This is a genomic window from Mycobacterium sp. E3247 (assembly GCF_001667785.1).
GTDB lineage: Bacteria > Actinomycetota > Actinomycetes > Mycobacteriales > Mycobacteriaceae > Mycobacterium.
Genome location: NZ_LZJG01000537.1, coordinates 1 through 16,863 on the forward strand (window position 1 = coordinate 1; position 16,863 = coordinate 16,863).

A 16,863-nucleotide genomic window follows, 5' to 3' on the forward strand; every position below is an offset into this window, starting at 1 on the left:
AGCAAATTGTCACCTATCCGAGAGAGGAGATCTATCCCAGGCCGCACCTGCGCCGGCACACTCACACATCGCCGAAGCACTCTCGGATCTGGTCGAACTCGTCCAACACGCCCCTCCCGCGCACGCCCCTCCCCACCGTAAGGCAACCCCTCGCGCGCACGCTCACTCCCGGACAGCACAACCGACTCACCAGCCTTCAACGCACACTCGAACTCGCACATCCGGCCTTCACTGCGCCACCAGTCCCACGACGCCTGCTTGGTGTCGATCAGCCGTTGCCGCACACCGCTCGTAATCGACAGCCGGCGCGGCGTCAGGCGCCCCTCCCGCGCCAGCGGATATTCGCCGCACGGCGGCCCTGATTTATGCCACTCATCATACCGACGCCTCGGGAACACCGGTCTTGATCCGCGCCAACGTCTCCTCGGCGACCAGCGTTCCATCACTGTCGGGTGCGAACGTGTAGCGCCATGTGAGGCAGACAGCGTTCTTGGGTGCGATCGGAAGTCCCATCGGCTGTGAGCGCACCGAGAAGGCGAATACCCGTAGGGCTCACACTGGGTGATCATGCACGACGTCCAGTAGATGGGTCCTTTTTCGTTGTGCTTGACCCGACCGCGGAACTTCGCACCGGAGTGAGGACCTGTTGCACCCTCGAGCCATTCGGCCCGGATGGTTTCTGGGCTGAATCGTCCGATCTGCCTGACGTCGCTGACTAGCTTCCACATATCTGGGGCTGGCGCGCTTAGTCGGATCGTCGCTGACCCCCCAACCCCAAGCCGCATAGCGACTTGATCTGTCCCGGTCAGTTGTATCGGAACAAAACCCGGGGTAGTTCAGCGGCCATCTCGGCTAGTTCAGGGGAGGCACGGTGATGCTCGTTTGGATTCGCCGCGCTAATACCTGTCAGGGGCCTTTGTGCAGCGCTTTTACGGCGGTGTCGAGGTCTCGGAGCGCTTGCTGGACAAGCGTGGTCATGGAGTTCCGATTTCCGGGTTGCAGCCAACTTTGGAAGGCATCGGCGAGGGCGAGTGCGCCGAAGTTGGCGGCCAGGTTCGCAACAGGCGGTTTTACCCCGCGCGCGACCAGCGCGTCAGCTATCGCCGTTGTCAGGGCGGCGGCTTTGAGCAGGTCTCGCTCTTTGAGTTCGGGATTGGCGTCGATGACGGCTTGACGTTTGGCCACAAGTTCGCGGCGGTCGTCTGTGAAGCCGGCAGCGAACGCGGTCAGTGCGGCCCCGATCGCTTCCATGGGGCCGGCTTCGTCGGGCGCACCGGCGATGGCGTCGGCGAACATGCCTTGGTAGGCATCCTGGCCGCGGAATAGAATCTCGCGTTTGTCGGCGAAGTGACGGAAGAACGTCCGTTTGGTCAATCCCGCGCGCTCGGCGATCTCGACGACCGTGACATCTTCATATCCACGCTCGGCGAACAATTCCACCGCCGCGGCTCCCAATCGCTGGGCCGCGTTGGGTTCCCACCGACTCATATCCGCATTCTAAAGCGCGAAGACGTAGTGATGACACCAAGTGCCGTACTGATGTAGTGTGATGACACCTGGTGCCGTGCCGCCGGCGCCCGAATACCACCCCTGCGCAGACAGGAACCGGATGAAAGATCTTCGCGCAGCCTACGGCCAGTACGCACTCGTGACCGGGGCGTCCTCAGGCATCGGAGAGCAATTCGCACGCCACCTCAGTGCGGCGGGCGTCAACGTCATCTTGGTGGCGCGCCGCAAAGACCGTCTGGACGCCTTAGCCACCGAGCTCTCCCGAGCACATGGCACCGACAGTGTCGTGCTCGCCCTTGATTTACTTGCCGAGGGTGCAGTGGACGAATTGGCCCATCGGGTCACTAATCTCGACATCGGGTTAGTGGTGGCCAATGCCGGCATCTCTTCTGCAGGGCCACTGGTCAACAGTTCGCTTGCCTACGAACTCGACGTCCTCACCCTTGATGCGGTGGTGCCACTGCAGATGGCCTACGTTTTCGGCAATGCCTTCGTCCGGCGGGGTCGCGGAGCCATCGTATTGGTGGCGTCCAGCCTCGACGCCAGCGCCGTGCCCTACGTGGCCAACTACGCCGCGGCCAAGGCGTACATCTCCTCACTCGGCCAGGCGTTGCACTACGAACTGAAAAAAGACGGCGTCGACGTCCTGGTCCTCTCGCCCGGGATGACGAAGACCGAAATCACCGAAAAATCCTTTGGCCTTGACCCCCAGAAGATCAGCGGCCCAAGAATGACGGCGTCGCAGGTTGCCGAGGTGGCGTTGAACAGCCTGGGCGCGCGGGCGCGCGTCATCCCAGGCGTCACCAACAGCACTGCGGATCTTCTGGTCAAACACCTGATTCCGCGATCCCTGTCGGCCAAGATGTTCGGCTGGCTGCTCGGCCGCGCTCTCACCGAGACCGCGCCGCATGGGCCATGAGGCGGAATAGCCTCTACTGCAGAGTATTTCGAGAGGAGTCATCCCTTGCACATTCCCGGCATGCCAGTCGATATCCCTGACGAAATGCTCTCGGCAGTGCTCCGGCCCGAATTCGACACTCTGGCACCGGTCGAAGTCTTCCCCCGGGTAGCGAGTTATTTGGATCGCCCGTACGCCACTCGCATCGGATTTCGGCAACTCACCATGGATCTGCACATCCCGCACCACCCTGCAGCCACACCGGTTCCCGTGATCGTGTACGCACATCCGGGAGGCTTTTTCACCGGCATCAAGCAAATGGGCCCATGGCGATTTCTGCTCGAGGCTGGACTGGCGGTGGCGTCGGTCCAGTACCGGCTGAGCGGCGAGGCCGTCTTTCCTGCCGCGATCCAAGATGTCGCTACGGCCGTGCGCTGGGTACGGACCAACGCGGATCGCTACAGCTTGGATTCTGAGCGCATCGTGGGCTTCGGTTCCAGCGCAGGCGCCTACCTCATCAGCGCCGTTGCGCTTGCCGGAGACAACAGCGACCTGGTGAGCAGCCACGAACCCTACTCGGAAGTGTCCTGCGGTCTGACCGCTGTCGTGGAGCACTACGGACCCACCGATTTCCTCAAACACGATGAGGACGCACACCCCGACGCCATCGAACGAATGCACGGTCCCGACAGCACGCTGGCGCGCTTCTTCGGATTCGTGCCATCCAGCCAACCGCAGGTGGTTGAGCGGGGAAACCTGTGCCGCCTGGCACATCCCGGCGCGCCACCTTTCCTGATCGCCCACGGGGACAGGGATCGTCGCGTCGGCATCGAGCAGAGCCGGCGCCTGCATCGCGCACTCACAGCCGTGGGGGTCCGGGCGGACTTGGTGGAGATCGTCGGCGGCGACCACGGGTCTGCTCACTTCAACGCGGCTCCGCTGCATTACAGAACGTTGGCATTCCTCGAATCTGTTCTGGCAATGCCCCTATCCCGTTGACACACGACACCACTAATCGGAGAACTCACATGCCCACGATGAAGCGAATTCAGTACCACCGCTACGGTGGACCGGACGTCATGCGGCTCGAAGGCTTCGAGCCCAGGAAACTCGGCGCCGACGATGTTCTCGTCCGGGTGCGCGCGGCCGCTGCTAACCCGATGGACTTCGGGATCCGAAACGGCGCGATGAAGATGGTGACCGGCCGAACCTTCCCACGTGGGATGGGCTACGACTTCGCCGGCATCGTCGAAGCTGTCGGTGACGACGTGACTCGGCTTCGTGTGGGTGACGAAGTGCTCGGGGGACCGCCGATCAAGTGGTCAGGCGCGTTCGCCGACATGGTCGTCGCCGAAGAAAAAGGTGTCGTCACGAAGCCCGCCGCCTTGACATTCGAGGCGGCGGCCGCCATTCCCACTGTCGGTCTGACCGCCTACCAAGCCCTGTTCAACGAAGGGAAGCTGCAGCATGGTGAGTCGGTGTTCGTGCACGGAAGCCTTGGGGGAGTGGGCCGCTCGGCGGTACAACTCGCGTTGGCACACGGGGCGGCCGTGGCGGGAAGCTGCCGGGCCGGCTCGGCGGACGAGGCACGCGAGCTCGGTATCGATCCGATCGTCGACTTCGACTTCGATCCCACCGCCCTCACACGCCGATTCGATGTCGTCCTGGACGCCGCCGGCACGTTACCAGTCAGATATGCCCGAAAGATGTTGACACCCAACGGCCGTATCATCAGCGTCAAGCCGAGTCCAGCGAACATGCTCAGGAGCGCCCTGCCTGGCCCATTCCACGTCGTGATCGCCAAGGCAGTCACAACCGATATCGAGGCGGTCGCGAGAGCCGCCGGCGAAGGGGTGCTGCGGCTACCCATCGCCAAAACGGTGCCACTATCGCAAGCAATCTCAGCCCTTACGCAACTCGAACAAAACGGATTCGCCAAGCGGGGCAAGCTCATCATTGTGCCTGGCTGAGCCAGCCAGCCAGCAACACCAGGCGCCCCACATCCGACGTCTGCGACCTAACAGCGACAGCATGGATGACCATGAGGAGGTGGGCCTGGTCCAGTCGTTGTTCGACTCTGTTGCCCGGTGTTCGGGCAAGGAAGAATCGACAACGACATGGCATCGAGCAAGCGGCGGCGGCATACGGCGGATCAGATCATCCGCAAGCCCACCGAGGGCAACAAGCTCCTGGCGTCGGGTCAGGAACTGCCCGAGGTTTGCCGGCACCCGGAGATCGCTGAGTCGACGTGGTATCGCTGATGCAATATGCAGGGGTTCTGCTGGTAACCCGCCGTATTCGTTTCCGCCGTATTGCTCCGGTAGGAATCGCGCATCTCCCGCTGGGGGGTAGGGGTGCGTCCCGTGTCCGCACGGCGTATTACTGCCCGGCGAGCAGTGACCTCAGTGCCGAGGACGCCGAGCGGGGGAGAGGACGCCTCGGCAGTCATTTCGGCGTCGAGTTCGGCACCGTGTATCGGCCGCCGTCCTGCGAAATCCGCTAGGAAGGGGCGGTTCTCGTGCACCCCGACGGATTGGTCGTCCGGCGCAGCCGGAGCGGATCCTCGGACGGCGCCCTCACTAAGCCGTCGAACAGATCCTGGGGTGCCGCTCAGCCGGGTTGAGTGCCGGAGTCGACCCGCCGTTAGGGCGGTCGTCGTGATCGGCTGAGAGGATGTTGAGTGTGACGGATTACTGCGCAGACTGCGATTTCACCTATGAGCTCGATCAGGCTCTGAGTGCGCGTGAGAGCATTCGACAGCTTGCCGGCCAGGTCGCCGCAATCCTGCAAAGCGATGCGATCGACCTACGGCGCCGCCCTGATCCCGCAACATGGTCACCGCTGGAATACGGCTGCCATATACGCGATGTGCTTCTCGTCCAGCGCGAACGAGCCCTCGCCGGTCGCCGCACCGACGGCGCAGAGTGTCCACCGATGGGCCGCGAAGAACGCGTTGAGCACGACGGCTACAACGAGCAAGACCCCGACGACGTCGCGCGCCAGCTCCTCGATGCAGCCGCATTGTTCACCAACGTTCTAGCAAGAGTGACAGCTGAGGACTGGGACCGCACCGTCGTCTACAACTATCCCGAGACCCACACACGCTCACTCAGGTGGCTCGCAGTCCACACTGTCCACGATGTGCAACACCACCTCTGTGACATGCGCCGCCAAATTGTGAACCGTCTCGGGGCTTGATGCCGGCTTCATGGTTGAGGCGTCGCCGGCTTGGGACACGCGGGTTTGATTGTACTGGGCACTCTCGATGTTTTAGTTCGACGATGGCTGTGATCGGCAGCGAAGCCGAGGCCGGCGCACTCGCTTGATCCTGGCCATCGTCGCGATCGGCATCGTCGATGGTCGGTGACGTGTCCTTGCGATGCACGGGGATTGCCACCCGAACCCGGTGTGGATTAGACGTTTTTGGTGTCTCTTTGACGGAATGGGTAGAGACGGATTCCGGGCTTTTCCAAGTGTGGGAAGGCACGGTAGAAGTCGAGCGCATCGTCTTCACTGAGCGCGTCGATGCGTTCGCCTCCGGCTAACCGCAGCGCTTCGGTCACCAGTGTGCGGCCGATCCCTTTGCCGCGGCGAGTTTCGTCGACGGCCAGAGTGGCGAGGTAGGCCTGTATCTCGCCGTCGCTGAACAGTTCGGCGAATCCGACCACGACTCCGTCGTCGAGGGCAACGACTGTGGTTACGCCGGGAGCTGTCAAGACTCGCGCGGCGCGCGCTGGATCTGCGGTAAATGATGTCCAGCCCTGGGCCGCGCAGAGCCGAAGAACGCCGTCCAGGTGTGTTCGCGAGAAACGCGCATAATCCACGCACCCATGAAACCACACATCAAACCCGCAACAGCGCCGTGAAGCGATGGGCATTCCTCGAGCGGGAGATGCGAGATCTCAAGGAGGCCAACGAGATTCTGAAGGCGGCCTCGATTTTCTTCGCGCGGGAGGATCGTGGTGCGATGTCGGCGGCCCCGCACCACGCCGGACAGGCCTTCATCGCGCGGCGTCCTCGGTTGGGACGTCTTCAACCAGCCCAACACGCGCGTCCCCGACTCACCGAATGGATAGCCCTCCTGACCATGCGCATCGAAACACTCCGATAAGCTGCGCAGCCATGTGGTTCCCATCAATGGCAATCAGGTGGGTCCCATCCTCATGGCAAACCCAGCCCTGAAGTGGCCCCATTCACCTGGCAGCCGACACCGGCGGCGTGGTGACGCAGCACTCTTCGCGCGGGTAAGGCGCTGATACGACATACGGGCACAGTCGATCTGCGAGTACGGCGGGATAACAGGAACGACATTCACGCTGACCTTGCCGGCTGCCGTTGATTGACAGCGGCGTTGAGAGCAACTCGCCTCCGGGGCTCTCGCATACAAGGACTTTCGGCCCCACAGACTCGTGCCATTGGGCTCCATCAGCGATTTTTGCTGAAGTTTAGTGTCATCCACATACATTGGCGATGCCGCAGGCTCGCCCGGTAATAGGTGGGAGGAGTCGGAATGTCTATTAAGCGACTCGCGACGCAGGTCGCCGGAGGCACGGGGATGGCCGGCGCGATGGCGGCATTCACTGTGGTACCCGCCCATGCCGCGGACACATGGGTCGCGATTTACTACTCACGGGCGAGCACCGTCGGTAACACCGCCTACGGTTACGCCAACAACGTCCCGACGAAGGAAGCTGCCATGGCAGCCGCAAACGACATGTGCGTCCGGAACGGCGGCACCGAATGCAAAATGGCGGCGGTGAGCAAGAACGGCTGTGCCGCACTCGCCGTCTTGTGGTCTACTAACGGTCGTTGGCACGGCGGGACCGGCGCGACGATCGAGGAGGCCGAGCAGGACGCCCTTGCGCAGAACAACGGCGGCAGCATTTTTATAGAGAAGTGCTCGACGTAACTGCTGGGCGCCGATCCCCACTAGCCCGAATACCGTTCACTTGAGGAGCGCAGTTTCTGTGTTGAAGAGTGTCGGAAGCGGCCTCGGAGACACCCAGTTCGCGGCACACCGCCGCGGTGTCCTTGCCCTCGGCCAAGAGCCGATCGGCCGCCATCAGCTTGCGCACAACCTGCTCCGGGCTATGCCGCTTCCTCGTCGCTATGATCCTGTTGAGCCTTCCCTGCCCACGTCGTGGGCTGCAAGACTCTCATAAGCCATGGATCAGCCGAACGGGGTCAGGGCACCTTAGCTAACCATCGCGCCACCTCTCCACGAGAGCAAGGTTTTCGGGGCACAAATATTTGGCAGCGGCATAAACAATAACCCCGGAGTCATGTCCTCTATCTTTCTGTGTCCCATCTAGATATTCCATAACCCCATCCGCGGATCCCGAAACACCGTCAAAGTTATGGTACTCGTCTTTACTCAAGAAATTGCACACGCCATGCCCCAATTTAAGTAGTGTCGCATCACCGGGCAATCTTGTCACCGCAACACGCTTAACTAGAGACAGATAAGCAGCTTCTGTGTCTGCGTGAGAGCGCGCCAACCCCAAACCGAAAAGTGAAGCGCCAATAAATGAGCCAGATAAAACACAGACGAGCATGGCTCTCATTGCGCTTCTCATGAGGCCGCCTTCCCGGCCCTTACAACTGTCGCATTTGACATTCCCGACCCGATTTTCCTCATCATTAACTACTCCATCTAACGGCCAGGCTACTTTTCATCCCTCAGCCGGACCTCCGGTGTTGCAGGCTGCGAGCCATGGAGTGCCGCCATTTCTCGTCGCGTCTTGGAATGCGACGTCTTCTGTCGGCCCTTCTCCGGTCGTGCGGTCGTTCGCCACTGCGACGCACCCCAGCCCAGCTTTTTCGGCAATCAAGCTACAATAGAGTCCGTTCGGCAATTTAAAACACCCTGTAAGCGAGGCGTCGAGGGCTGCTTTACTTGACGGGTAGTTAAACGCCCTATAGGCCCAAATGTGGTGCTCCGCATCCGCACCCGTAACCGTAATCGCTGCGTAGCAGTTCGGCAGAAAGCATTCGACAGCATTAGCTGGGGGCGCAGCCAGGAGTGACAGGGTCAGGCTGGTGGTGATAACGCCGGTGATGCCCAGAAACTTGATCATGACATCCTCCCCATTTTTCTCATCGCAATCCCTGCCCGCGATCAGGGGCCGTAGGGCACTATCCCAGCCCAGAGCCCCAACTCACCTGAGCATGGAACTTCCGAACATCAGCAAATACCTGCGAATGACCTCAAAGGAGAGGGCTTTGGTCACACATGCCGAAGTTGCGTGTTCTCCGAGTGGTCCAGTGACAGTCTGACCATTGAGAAGAATTACGTGAGGTTGTTGGAATCGAAAGGGATGTACCGCCCGGATAGCTCCGGGGTAAGGCGGCGGCGTTATAAGAACCGGGGGCGCTTGTCGCGGCGGTCTCCACGGAAGGAGGCCATGCAATCTGGCGCAATCGATCAAAAACCGTTGACCTCGGGGCGATTTGGCCAAATCGACTTGGTGTGGCCGGTGAGGCTCAGTCGGATCGCCCGTGAAAAGTACTGGCCCACAGCGTGATAACGAACATAGCGAGGTTTACTGGTAACCCTCCATATTCAATTCTGGTGTATTCCCCAGCGGCGGGTCTACGCTGGCTTGCATTAGATCACTCGATGCCCCGGTGGTGTCGCGTCGTCGCCGAGGCGTACCCGTCGCGCATGGGATCGCAGATCCGGGTGGTTCAGCAGCGCGTCGACGAGCGCAACTGATCCGCCGACACAACTCCAGTCGTCGTCCCACAGAGTCGAGACCAGCCAGGACCGGTCCGCGGGAAACATCAAGTCAGGTAGGACGTACGGGCTGGCTTGGGTAGTGCCGGCTCGGCGCCAGTTGACAGCTTGGCCTGGGCCGGCTTGCACCAACACGTAGGGCCAGCCCACGTACACGGAAACCGTGGGCGCGCCGGGAAAGACCACGTCGCACCCACCGCGATCCAGATATCCCAGCCACCATCGCTGATCTGTCGACTGGCTCTTGAGAACCGCGATTAGAGCCCGATCACGCTGCGCCTGATCTGAACCCTTTCCGGGCAGGATCACTGTCGCATAGTCCTCAAACACAGCCGGAATCCCCGCGGTGATCGTCAAGCCGACCGACGTCCCCGTGTTAATCCATGCGACATCGGATGCGGTGCCGACCCGCCAACTACAACCGTTTCGCACAACGTCTCCCACGCGGCCCCAGCGAAGTTAGGTCATGGGGTCTTGGGCAGCTAAGCTAGCGCACCAGTCACAGGGATCGTTGAATTCACTGCCGTAGAAGACATATTGGGCCACTGCAGACACCGCGGCTTCCGCCAGTTCAGGCGCCAAGACAGGCTCATCGGCATCGGAATCGAAAGGTTTGAGTTCGCCGACGCTGGCTACGAGCGGGATGCAGTGACTGCCATCGCCGGTGACATCCACAGTGGCCTGGCCGTCGACAAATAACGTGTACATGGCGTGCTCTGGGAAGTCGTAATTGAAACGCAGTACCCACCACTGGCCCGACTGCTGTGCCGCGTACGGGAAGAATTTGTAGCCGGTGCGCTTCCACATAGGCTGCGCTGACGAGTCAATTATCGGACCGTTCGTCTCGCTCATAATGCCCATTGTCCGCCACGCAGCGCCACCATCACTTCTGCTACTTCACCAGTGCGGCTCAGGCTGTTCGTTCGGAGTGCTTGGTGAGCGGACGTGTTCTCGCGGGCTTGGCGGAGTGCGGCCGGATAGGGCGGCCAATTGGTCAATGGCAGGGGCGTGTTTATCGATTGGTTGAGGTGGCGCGAATTCGCCGCTGCGCTGTAGGGCCGCTGAGCGGCTCTCGGCGAAAGCCAGGGTCTCCACGCACAGATCCTCCTCCAAATGCAACGGTATGCCGGTGGCCACCGCGATGTCCCAGCCGTGGATCAGCAGATCGGCCACACGAAGGGCGACCCGGCTGCGCATTTGCGCCGGAATATCGACAGCTGGGTCACCCGCGCCGATCAGCGCTTGCTGCAAGGTTTCTGTTGAGCGACGGTACCTGCCGAGGAGATCACCGGATGTGCTTGCGCTGGTGACAGTTTGAGTACCGACTGGGTCGAGTTGCTGGGCGAACTCGAAGTTCACATCAACGAGGTGCTGGGCGACCCGGGCAACGCTCCATCCGGTGCACGGGGTGGGAGCCATCCACTGGTCGCCGGCGAGGTGCGCGAGGAGGTCATCGACGGCGTGCGCGGCGCGGGCGAGGTGCGCCTGGTCAGCGAAGGGCATTTGTGGATCTTCTCTCGGCAGGGCGACTCAGGTAAGAAACTTAAGAAGAAAGTAAGAGAAATCTAAGGTGCGATTCGGCTCCTGCGCAAGTGTGGCGACGGCCAATCGTGCGTGCCCCAGGCAGTAGTGGGCGCCGCGGGAGCGCTGCTCAGCAACCCGCAACAGGGACCTGGAACGTGCAGGGGAGTGTCTGGGGTCCGCGGATGGCTGGGTTGTCTCGCCACGTCGGGTCCCCGCAGAGCGCGGGTTGGCGTGCCAGCAGTTGTTGGAGGGTTATGGCGGTTTGGAGGCGGGCCAATGGCGCTCCCAAGCAGTAGTGGGCCCCATGACCGAAGGTGAGCGGTGCGGGTCCGGGCCGGTCCGTACCCAGTTGATCGGGTTCGTTGAAAACGGCGGGATCACGATTGGCGGCGGCAAGTACGACCTGAGCGGGTACGCCGGCGCGGATGGTGACGTCACCGAAGACGTGATCCTGGGTGGCGGTACGCGCCACGGCTTGGACGGGGCCGTCAAGGCGCAGCAGCTCGGTGATCAACGAATCGTCGACGGTGGTGATGGCGTCAAGGGGCCGAGTCCCGTCAGAATGAGGGATGAGAAGGCGAATCATTGCCGAGCCCAGCAGGTTTGCGGTGGTTTCGTGACCGGCGATCGCGATGATGATGGCGGTGGTGACGACGTCGTCGAGTTCGAGGTCGGTGTCGGCCGCGATGACGCTGAGCAAGTCATCACCGGGATGGCGCCGGCGATCGGCGGCCAGGGGAAGAAATTCAGTCAGTAGCGAAGCAACGGCATCGGTGCCGTCTTCGATGGCCGCAGGATCAGTGGAGTCGGCGAGCATTCGGGTAATTGCCGGGGACTCCTCGCGGAGCAACCGGGCGGCCGCGATATCTAGTCCCATCCAGGCTGCCGCGACTGCGATCGGTAGCGGCAACGCGATGTCGGCCATGAAGTCGAGCTCGACTCCGGCGGGAATGGAGTCGATCGTGTCCGCAGCGATTGTGACGATGCCGTCGCGCAGGCCGGCAATGAACTTGCGGGTGAAGAAGTCTCGCACCGCCCCGCGGAGCCGCTGGTGGTCGAAGCCATCTGTGAATAACATGTTGTGGCGCAGGGTGTCTGGATCCGTTGCCCGTAAGGCGCCGGGGGTGTTGGGGTTGGCCAGCGGGTCGCTGGTCCAGCCGGGCCCGGCCAGAATGTGTCGCGCAGGGCGGTAGCCCAGGATCAGCCATGCTGCCGCGGTGTCGTTCCAGACTACGTCGCCTTTTCGACGACACGCTTCGTAGAACGGGTAGGGGTTGGCGGGATCCCAGGGCAGGCGCACCGCGGCTTGGGCGTCAGAGGTGGTCATGATGATCCAGCCCGGACGGAAGACCGCGCTCGCGCACCCACGCGTGGTGCATCTTGCCTAGCTCAGTGATCGGCTCAGCGACACCGTCGAGGTCGTCCATGATGGCACGGGCCGGCATCGTCGCCTGCAAGCCGACGGCCACACTGCACCAGGCGAGTTGGATCCGATTGATGAAGACCAACCATGGGGGAGGGGTTAAGTGAGCCACCGGGTGGTTGGAGTCGCGGACGTCGAACATCCCGCGGATCGTCCGGGTCGTCGCGTCGGCTGTGAAGGTCACTGGCTCGCGTGTGGTCGTACCGCCGGGTGCGGTGTCGCTAATCCATTGCTGCAGATCCGCGGCGTTCAACGGCGCCTCTGCGGGGAGCATCCCCAGCTGGATCAACAGCTCGCGGAAATCGTCCTTGCGCTCCTCCAGCGAAGCGCGGACTGCGGCGACCCAAAGTTGCCGCTCCTTCTCGGGGATGCTTTGGACGCAACCGAAATCCAGGAAACCCACGCGACCGTCGGCACTGAAGCGGTAGTTACCTGGATGGGGATCAGCATGCACCAGGTTCGCATGGCGGTAGTTGCCGTTGATGAACCGTGTGATCACCTCGGCCCACGTGTCTTTCAGGCCTTGGTCGGCACGTTGCGCTTCTGGGTAATCGATGCCATCCAGATAGGTCATGGTCAGCACGCGGTCGCTAGAAGCTTCGGGAATGACAGCGGGGATACGAATGAACGGATGCCCGCGATAGAGCTCGCCGAACCGGGCGACGCTGGCTGCTTCGTGGCGATAGTCGACCTCCTCGCCAATGCGCGCCGCGGCCTCCCGCGCGAGAGATCGAACGTCCCCCTTGACCCCTGATGCCGCGGTGACAAACCGCAAGAACGTAGCCAGCAACTCGGTATTGGCCAGGTCGTCTCGGATTGCCTGGGCCACACCGGGATACTGGATTTTGACCACAACGTCGCGGCTGTCTGACAACACCGCCCGGTGCACTTGCCCGACCGACGCCGCGGCCATCGGCTCATCAGAGAATTCCGCGAAAAGCCGTACACCAGAGCCCAGTTCCTGATAGAGCATCTTCCGAACGAGCGATGGATGCATCGGAGGTGCCTCAGCCTGCAGCCGGGCCAGGGCCTTCTGATAAGGCCAATATCCCCCGGTGCCCACGGCCCGGGCGTCGACCATCGACAAGATTTGTCCGGCTTTCATCAACACGCCCTTGGAATGGCCCAGCAGTTCGGTGTAACGCTCGGCGGTGCGCTCGTGAAACCGCTCGACCGCACCGTCATCACCGGTGCGTTCTCGCAATCCGGCGATCAACCGCCCGCCGGCGGCGCGGGCAGTGAATCCGGCCAAGGGCATAGCGCGCCGGAGACGCCCGTTCGGCACCGCCTTGTCGCGCTGCGCCATCTGGCCATCCCCTCCGCTTCAACCAGTGTAGTAGACTCTTGCTAAATGTAAGTGATCACTTTGGAGAGGTCAATGACTGCACCGGTGTCGACCCGCGAACGGCTAGTCACCGAAGCGATGCGGCTGTTCAGCGCCAAGGGGTTTGAAGCCACCAGCGTCTCCCAAATCGAATCCGCCGCCGGCTTGGCCGCGGGCTCAGGCGCCCTCTATCGCCACTTCAAGTCCAAGGACGCATTGCTCGACGCCGGAATCGACCGCCAGCTCGACCGGCGCCGCGCCATGCGCGACATCCGCGCACTGTTCGCCGGACTCGGCGACCTGCGCGCCGAACTGACCGTGCTGGGCCGCTACCTGCTCAGTGTGATCGACGAAGAAATCCAACTACTGCAGATCGCCGCCCGCACACCCGCGGGCCAATCTGCCCGCCTCGACACCGCCTACGCCGCCCTCATCGATGGACTCAACGCCGAACTCGCCGACTGGCTCACCACCTGGGCGCCAACACTGACGCCCCAGGATCGCACCGTCCTGGCCGCGCTCGGCGTCAACAGCATCCTCGGGACACGCTTTGCCACAAGCCTGTTCCACCAATCCAATGCAAGCGTCCCCGACGATCACTACCTCGCCGAATGGACAGCAATCTTCGAAACCCGCATTGCCGCACTCCAATAGACGCCCAAAGACCCCCACACTGCATTTTGACGTTGGTCCCAACGGGGGAGTGGTTAAGAGACCAGGCCCAGCGTGTGCCTGCGATGAGAGCTGATTGATCTGATGAACACGGCGAGCGATAGCTAACGTTAAGATCAAATCTGGTACGAAAGTCGTTGACGGCGTTGCTGTTAGCACTTCGAGCGGCCACGTAGACGCACTATCCGTCGACTGGAAATAGACGGCCCTAGTGGCTAATTCGCGCAGGCCGTCAGGTCACATCTCCTGGTGCACAACAGGATAACGAATATGGCGAGGTATGCTGGTAGCGCGCCATATTCGATCCGCGCATACATGACTGCTGGCTGCCTGCGGCGCCCGATCGAGGAGTGGGGGATCGGCGAGTGTCTAGGTGGTGTTGGTGCTGCCCGACCAAGGGTCTCACCATCGGTCGATGTGTAGAAGCTGATCGAGTGGTGCGCGCGGACCAGGGCGAAAGTCGGTGCCCACTGTGTAGGCGGTGGGGATGAGCGGCCCTTGGTGGATGTGGTCCGGGAGTCCGAGGATCTCTGAGACCTGCTGCTCGTGCCGCAGGTGCAGATCTGTCCACACCGTGCCCAGTCCGCGGGCGCGCGCGGCCAGCATGTAGCTCCATACCGCGGGAAACAGTGAGCCCCACATTGTCGCCGCAGATGCGTCGGGCAGCACCGAGCTGTGTGGGGACGTGATGCAAGCCAACAGCAACACCGGGACACGGTGCAGATTTTGGGCCAGGTACTCGACGCTGCCGGCGACGCGTTGCTGCGTCGAACTGTGCCCGTCGTTGGCGGCAAAGAGGCCCTCGCCGTGGGTTGCCGCCGTGCGGTATTCGTCGAAGCCCGCACGGTAGACATCGGCGATCCGGACGCGCTGTTCAGGATCGGTGATCACGATCCAGTGCCAGCCCTGACGGTTTGACCCTGACGGGGCCTGCGAAGCAATTCGTAGGCAGTCTTTGATTACCCGCAGTGGGACCGGCCGGTCGAAGTCCAACCGGCGGCGAACAGCGCGGGTCGTGGTCAGCAGCTCATCCGGGGAAAAATTGATGACGTCAGACATCGCTCGATCGTGTCAGCTGCACTTGGACCGCGCTAATGAACGGCCATTATTTGGCTGTGCCCGCATTCGCTGGTATGGCAGCATTTTCCTATGGAACCGGCCCGGATAGGGATTGTCGGCGAGTTTCAGGCAAATTTCGATCCGCACAGGGCCATCGCGCCGGCCGTCGAGCATGCCCAGAGTGCGAAAGCTTCCACCCAGCCTGTCACACTGGAATGGATCGCCACCGATGTTGCCGAGGGCATGCCGAGCGACGACCTCTCCGGTTATGCGGGTTGGTGGGTTGCCCCGGGAAGCCCTTATCGCAGCATGACCGGCGCATTGAAGGTAATCCGCTACGCGCGCGAGCACGACATCCCGCTTCTGGGCACGTGTGGGGGATACCAGCACGTAGTTCTCGAATACGCACGCAACGTGCTGGGATTCAGCGACGCCGCGCACGCCGAGTACGACCCCTACGCTTCGGACCTGTTCATCACGGCACTGAGCTGCTCACTGGTCGGCCAGACGATGACTGTCAAGGTGAATGAGAACACCACTGCCGCCCGCTTTTACAAGCAACACACTGTCGCCGAAAAGTATTACTGCAACTTCGGCCTCAACCTCGATCACCTACCAGCGCTGACAGCCTCCGGCTTGGTGGTGTCGGGCACTGACCAGGATGGCGAACCACGCATCATCGAACTCCCTCATCATCCGTTCTTCGTGGCGACATTGTTCGTCCCGCAGACATCGAGCACACCGGATGCCCCACACCCGCTGATCATCGGCCTGCTGAGCGAAGTTGCGAATCATGCCGACTGACGACACAAACCCAAGTCGGGTGATGCGCTACGACCGAACCGGGATCGCGTATTCCCAGACCCCACGACCTGACCCGCGTCACCGGTGAAAGACCCGGCAGGGGAGAGGGCTCCGTGTGGGTGGTGCCGGCTGAGAGGATGTCCAGTGTGACGGATTATTGCGCAGCCTGTGATTTCACCTATGAGCCCGGGCAGGCTCTAAGTGCATGCGAGAGCATTCGACAGCTTGCCGACCAGGTCGCCGCAATCCTGCAAAGCGATGCGATCGACCTACGGCGCCGCCCTGATCCCGCAACATGGTCACCGCTGGAATACGGCTGCCATATACGCGATGTGCTTCTCGTCCAGCGCGAACGAGCCCTCGCCGGTCGCCGCACCGACGGCGCAGAGTGTCCACCGATGGGCCGCGAAGAACGCGTTGAGCACGACGGCTACAACGAGCAAGACCCCGACGACGTCGCGCGCCAGCTCTTCGACGCAGCATCATTGTTCACCAACGTGTTGGCAAGACTGACGGCCCAGGACTGGGAGCACACCGTGGTCTACAACTATCCCGAGACCCACAGCCGTTCACTCAAGTGGCTCGCACTCCACACTGTCCACGACCTGCATCACCACCTTCAGGACATCCGCCGCCAAATCGCTTGAGCCAGGCTATCCTTCCTGCAAGTGCGGACTGCTGCGTTAGGGAACGGCGAAAACAACGAAAACCGGCTCTCGGTGCGGGCGACCGCTTAGGTGGACAGCTTAGTGGGCTGGGGAGGATCACTCGGGACATCAGTGGTTCATCTGATGAAAACGGCGCATTTTCTGGTAACGCGCTGTATCCATTCCGCCATATCTCTGCCAGATGGATCGCGAATCCTCCCGAGGTTGGGTAGGGGCCTGACCGCAAATCGCTTTTCCAGCAGTTGC

At 61.9% G+C, this 16,863-nt stretch carries 19 protein-coding genes and 3 pseudogenes; 9 read left to right on the forward strand and 13 right to left on the reverse strand.

Features of this window, described 5'->3' with window-relative positions; all coding sequences use genetic code 11:
* Positions 1-375 precede the first annotated feature (375 nt).
* The 3 genes and pseudogenes from A9X04_RS31180 to A9X04_RS27190 form a co-directional block, all read right to left on the reverse strand.
* On the reverse strand, positions 376-513 hold the full coding sequence (locus tag A9X04_RS31180; RefSeq protein ID WP_197509434.1) for a hypothetical protein: 138 nt from the start codon (positions 511-513) through the stop codon (positions 376-378).
* A gap of 149 nt (positions 514-662) precedes the next feature.
* Positions 663-785: pseudogene (locus tag A9X04_RS32480) on the reverse strand (hypothetical protein); the annotation flags it as partial.
* A gap of 121 nt (positions 786-906) precedes the next feature.
* Entirely contained in the window at positions 907-1,440 is a 534-nt protein-coding gene (locus A9X04_RS27190) for a TetR/AcrR family transcriptional regulator (RefSeq protein ID WP_231985828.1), read from the reverse strand.
* A 169-nt stretch (positions 1,441-1,609) separates the two neighbouring features.
* On the opposite strand from A9X04_RS27190, the gene A9X04_RS27195 reads away from it, so the two are divergent.
* The 5 genes and pseudogenes from A9X04_RS27195 (at position 1,610) to A9X04_RS27215 (ending at position 5,605) form a co-directional block, all read left to right on the forward strand.
* On the forward strand, positions 1,610-2,428 hold the full coding sequence (locus tag A9X04_RS27195; protein ID WP_067927638.1) for an SDR family oxidoreductase: 819 nt from the start codon (positions 1,610-1,612) through the stop codon (positions 2,426-2,428).
* A 60-nt stretch (positions 2,429-2,488) separates the two neighbouring features.
* Positions 2,489-3,406, forward strand: a complete 918-nt coding sequence (locus A9X04_RS27200) for an alpha/beta hydrolase (protein ID WP_082975285.1) — start codon at positions 2,489-2,491, stop codon at positions 3,404-3,406.
* A gap of 29 nt (positions 3,407-3,435) precedes the next feature.
* The gene (locus A9X04_RS27205) at positions 3,436-4,377 is read left to right on the forward strand and encodes an NADP-dependent oxidoreductase (protein WP_067927652.1); all 942 of its coding nucleotides are present in this window, start codon (positions 3,436-3,438) and stop codon (positions 4,375-4,377) included.
* A gap of 147 nt (positions 4,378-4,524) precedes the next feature.
* Positions 4,525-4,665: pseudogene (locus tag A9X04_RS30665) on the forward strand (IS3 family transposase); the annotation flags it as partial.
* A gap of 418 nt (positions 4,666-5,083) precedes the next feature.
* On the forward strand, positions 5,084-5,605 hold the full coding sequence (locus A9X04_RS27215) for a DinB family protein (protein WP_067927802.1): 522 nt from the start codon (positions 5,084-5,086) through the stop codon (positions 5,603-5,605).
* Positions 5,606-5,820: 215 nt separating this feature from the next.
* On the opposite strand, the gene A9X04_RS30085 is transcribed toward A9X04_RS27215, so the two are convergent.
* Positions 5,821-6,231 (reverse strand): GNAT family N-acetyltransferase, encoded by a 411-nt coding sequence (locus tag A9X04_RS30085; RefSeq protein ID WP_197509436.1) that lies wholly within the window; start codon positions 6,229-6,231, stop codon positions 5,821-5,823.
* 731 nt (positions 6,232-6,962) lie between these two features.
* On the opposite strand from A9X04_RS30085, the gene A9X04_RS27230 reads away from it, so the two are divergent.
* Positions 6,963-7,316: a DUF4189 domain-containing protein gene (locus A9X04_RS27230; RefSeq protein ID WP_197509437.1), complete on the forward strand. Its 354-nt coding sequence runs from the start codon at positions 6,963-6,965 to the stop codon at positions 7,314-7,316.
* Between the two features lie 82 nt (positions 7,317-7,398).
* Here the strand turns inward: A9X04_RS27230 and A9X04_RS30670 are convergent.
* The 8 genes and pseudogenes from A9X04_RS30670 to A9X04_RS27250 all read right to left on the reverse strand — a co-directional run.
* Positions 7,399-7,521: pseudogene (locus A9X04_RS30670) on the reverse strand (IS3 family transposase); the annotation flags it as partial.
* A gap of 84 nt (positions 7,522-7,605) precedes the next feature.
* Positions 7,606-7,971, reverse strand: coding sequence for a DUF732 domain-containing protein (locus tag A9X04_RS30095; RefSeq protein ID WP_197509439.1), 366 nt, complete (start codon positions 7,969-7,971; stop codon positions 7,606-7,608).
* Positions 7,972-8,079: 108 nt separating this feature from the next.
* On the reverse strand, positions 8,080-8,484 hold the full coding sequence (locus tag A9X04_RS30675) for a hypothetical protein (RefSeq protein ID WP_156764560.1): 405 nt from the start codon (positions 8,482-8,484) through the stop codon (positions 8,080-8,082).
* Positions 8,485-9,014: 530 nt separating this feature from the next.
* On the reverse strand, positions 9,015-9,500 hold the full coding sequence (locus A9X04_RS31185; RefSeq protein ID WP_197509441.1) for a hypothetical protein: 486 nt from the start codon (positions 9,498-9,500) through the stop codon (positions 9,015-9,017).
* Between the two features lie 102 nt (positions 9,501-9,602).
* Positions 9,603-9,995 (reverse strand): hypothetical protein, encoded by a 393-nt coding sequence (locus A9X04_RS27235; protein ID WP_231985829.1) that lies wholly within the window; start codon positions 9,993-9,995, stop codon positions 9,603-9,605.
* A 45-nt stretch (positions 9,996-10,040) separates the two neighbouring features.
* The gene (locus tag A9X04_RS27240; RefSeq protein WP_067927668.1) at positions 10,041-10,646 is read right to left on the reverse strand and encodes a TIGR03086 family metal-binding protein; all 606 of its coding nucleotides are present in this window, start codon (positions 10,644-10,646) and stop codon (positions 10,041-10,043) included.
* Positions 10,647-10,794: 148 nt separating this feature from the next.
* Positions 10,795-11,994: a cytochrome P450 gene (locus A9X04_RS27245; protein ID WP_067927670.1), complete on the reverse strand. Its 1,200-nt coding sequence runs from the start codon at positions 11,992-11,994 to the stop codon at positions 10,795-10,797.
* Complete coding sequence (locus tag A9X04_RS27250) at positions 11,981-13,396, reverse strand: AarF/ABC1/UbiB kinase family protein (RefSeq protein WP_231985830.1); 1,416 nt, start codon at positions 13,394-13,396, stop codon at positions 11,981-11,983. The genes A9X04_RS27245 and A9X04_RS27250 overlap by 14 nt, the downstream gene beginning before the upstream one ends.
* A 72-nt stretch (positions 13,397-13,468) precedes the next feature.
* Here A9X04_RS27250 and A9X04_RS27255 point away from each other — a divergent pair, with 72 nt between their 5' ends.
* Positions 13,469-14,068 (forward strand): TetR/AcrR family transcriptional regulator, encoded by a 600-nt coding sequence (locus A9X04_RS27255; RefSeq protein WP_067927671.1) that lies wholly within the window; start codon positions 13,469-13,471, stop codon positions 14,066-14,068.
* Positions 14,069-14,488: 420 nt separating this feature from the next.
* Here A9X04_RS27255 and A9X04_RS27260 read toward each other — a convergent pair whose 3' ends face one another.
* Entirely contained in the window at positions 14,489-15,145 is a 657-nt protein-coding gene (locus A9X04_RS27260; protein WP_067927674.1) for a nitroreductase family protein, read from the reverse strand.
* A gap of 90 nt (positions 15,146-15,235) precedes the next feature.
* On the opposite strand from A9X04_RS27260, the gene A9X04_RS27265 reads away from it, so the two are divergent.
* The gene (locus A9X04_RS27265) at positions 15,236-15,949 is read left to right on the forward strand and encodes a hypothetical protein (protein WP_067927676.1); all 714 of its coding nucleotides are present in this window, start codon (positions 15,236-15,238) and stop codon (positions 15,947-15,949) included.
* 146 nt (positions 15,950-16,095) lie between these two features.
* Complete coding sequence (locus A9X04_RS27270; protein ID WP_231985831.1) at positions 16,096-16,596, forward strand: DinB family protein; 501 nt, start codon at positions 16,096-16,098, stop codon at positions 16,594-16,596.
* Positions 16,597-16,863: the final 267 nt, after the last annotated feature.

Excerpts from the sequence above, each read along its gene's own strand:
- A9X04_RS27250 (WP_231985830.1), bottom strand. The coding sequence starts at position 13,396 with ATGGCGCAGCGCGACAAGGCGGTGCCGAACGGGCGTCTCCGGCGCGCT.
- A9X04_RS31180 (WP_197509434.1), bottom strand. The coding sequence starts at position 513 with ATGGGACTTCCGATCGCACCCAAGAACGCTGTCTGCCTCACATGGCGC.
- A9X04_RS27255 (WP_067927671.1), top strand. The coding sequence starts at position 13,469 with ATGACTGCACCGGTGTCGACCCGCGAACGGCTAGTCACCGAAGCGATG.
- A9X04_RS27245 (WP_067927670.1), bottom strand. The coding sequence starts at position 11,994 with ATGACCACCTCTGACGCCCAAGCCGCGGTGCGCCTGCCCTGGGATCCC.
- A9X04_RS27200 (WP_082975285.1), top strand. The coding sequence starts at position 2,489 with ATGCCAGTCGATATCCCTGACGAAATGCTCTCGGCAGTGCTCCGGCCC.
- A9X04_RS27195 (WP_067927638.1), top strand. The coding sequence starts at position 1,610 with ATGAAAGATCTTCGCGCAGCCTACGGCCAGTACGCACTCGTGACCGGG.
- A9X04_RS27265 (WP_067927676.1), top strand. The coding sequence starts at position 15,236 with ATGGAACCGGCCCGGATAGGGATTGTCGGCGAGTTTCAGGCAAATTTC.
- A9X04_RS27230 (WP_197509437.1), top strand. The coding sequence starts at position 6,963 with ATGGCCGGCGCGATGGCGGCATTCACTGTGGTACCCGCCCATGCCGCG.
- A9X04_RS30095 (WP_197509439.1), bottom strand. The coding sequence starts at position 7,971 with ATGAGAGCCATGCTCGTCTGTGTTTTATCTGGCTCATTTATTGGCGCT.
- A9X04_RS27240 (WP_067927668.1), bottom strand. The coding sequence starts at position 10,646 with ATGCCCTTCGCTGACCAGGCGCACCTCGCCCGCGCCGCGCACGCCGTC.
- A9X04_RS27205 (WP_067927652.1), top strand. The coding sequence starts at position 3,436 with ATGCCCACGATGAAGCGAATTCAGTACCACCGCTACGGTGGACCGGAC.
- A9X04_RS30675 (WP_156764560.1), bottom strand. The coding sequence starts at position 8,484 with ATGATCAAGTTTCTGGGCATCACCGGCGTTATCACCACCAGCCTGACC.
- A9X04_RS27235 (WP_231985829.1), bottom strand. The coding sequence starts at position 9,995 with ATGAGCGAGACGAACGGTCCGATAATTGACTCGTCAGCGCAGCCTATG.
- A9X04_RS27260 (WP_067927674.1), bottom strand. The coding sequence starts at position 15,145 with ATGTCTGACGTCATCAATTTTTCCCCGGATGAGCTGCTGACCACGACC.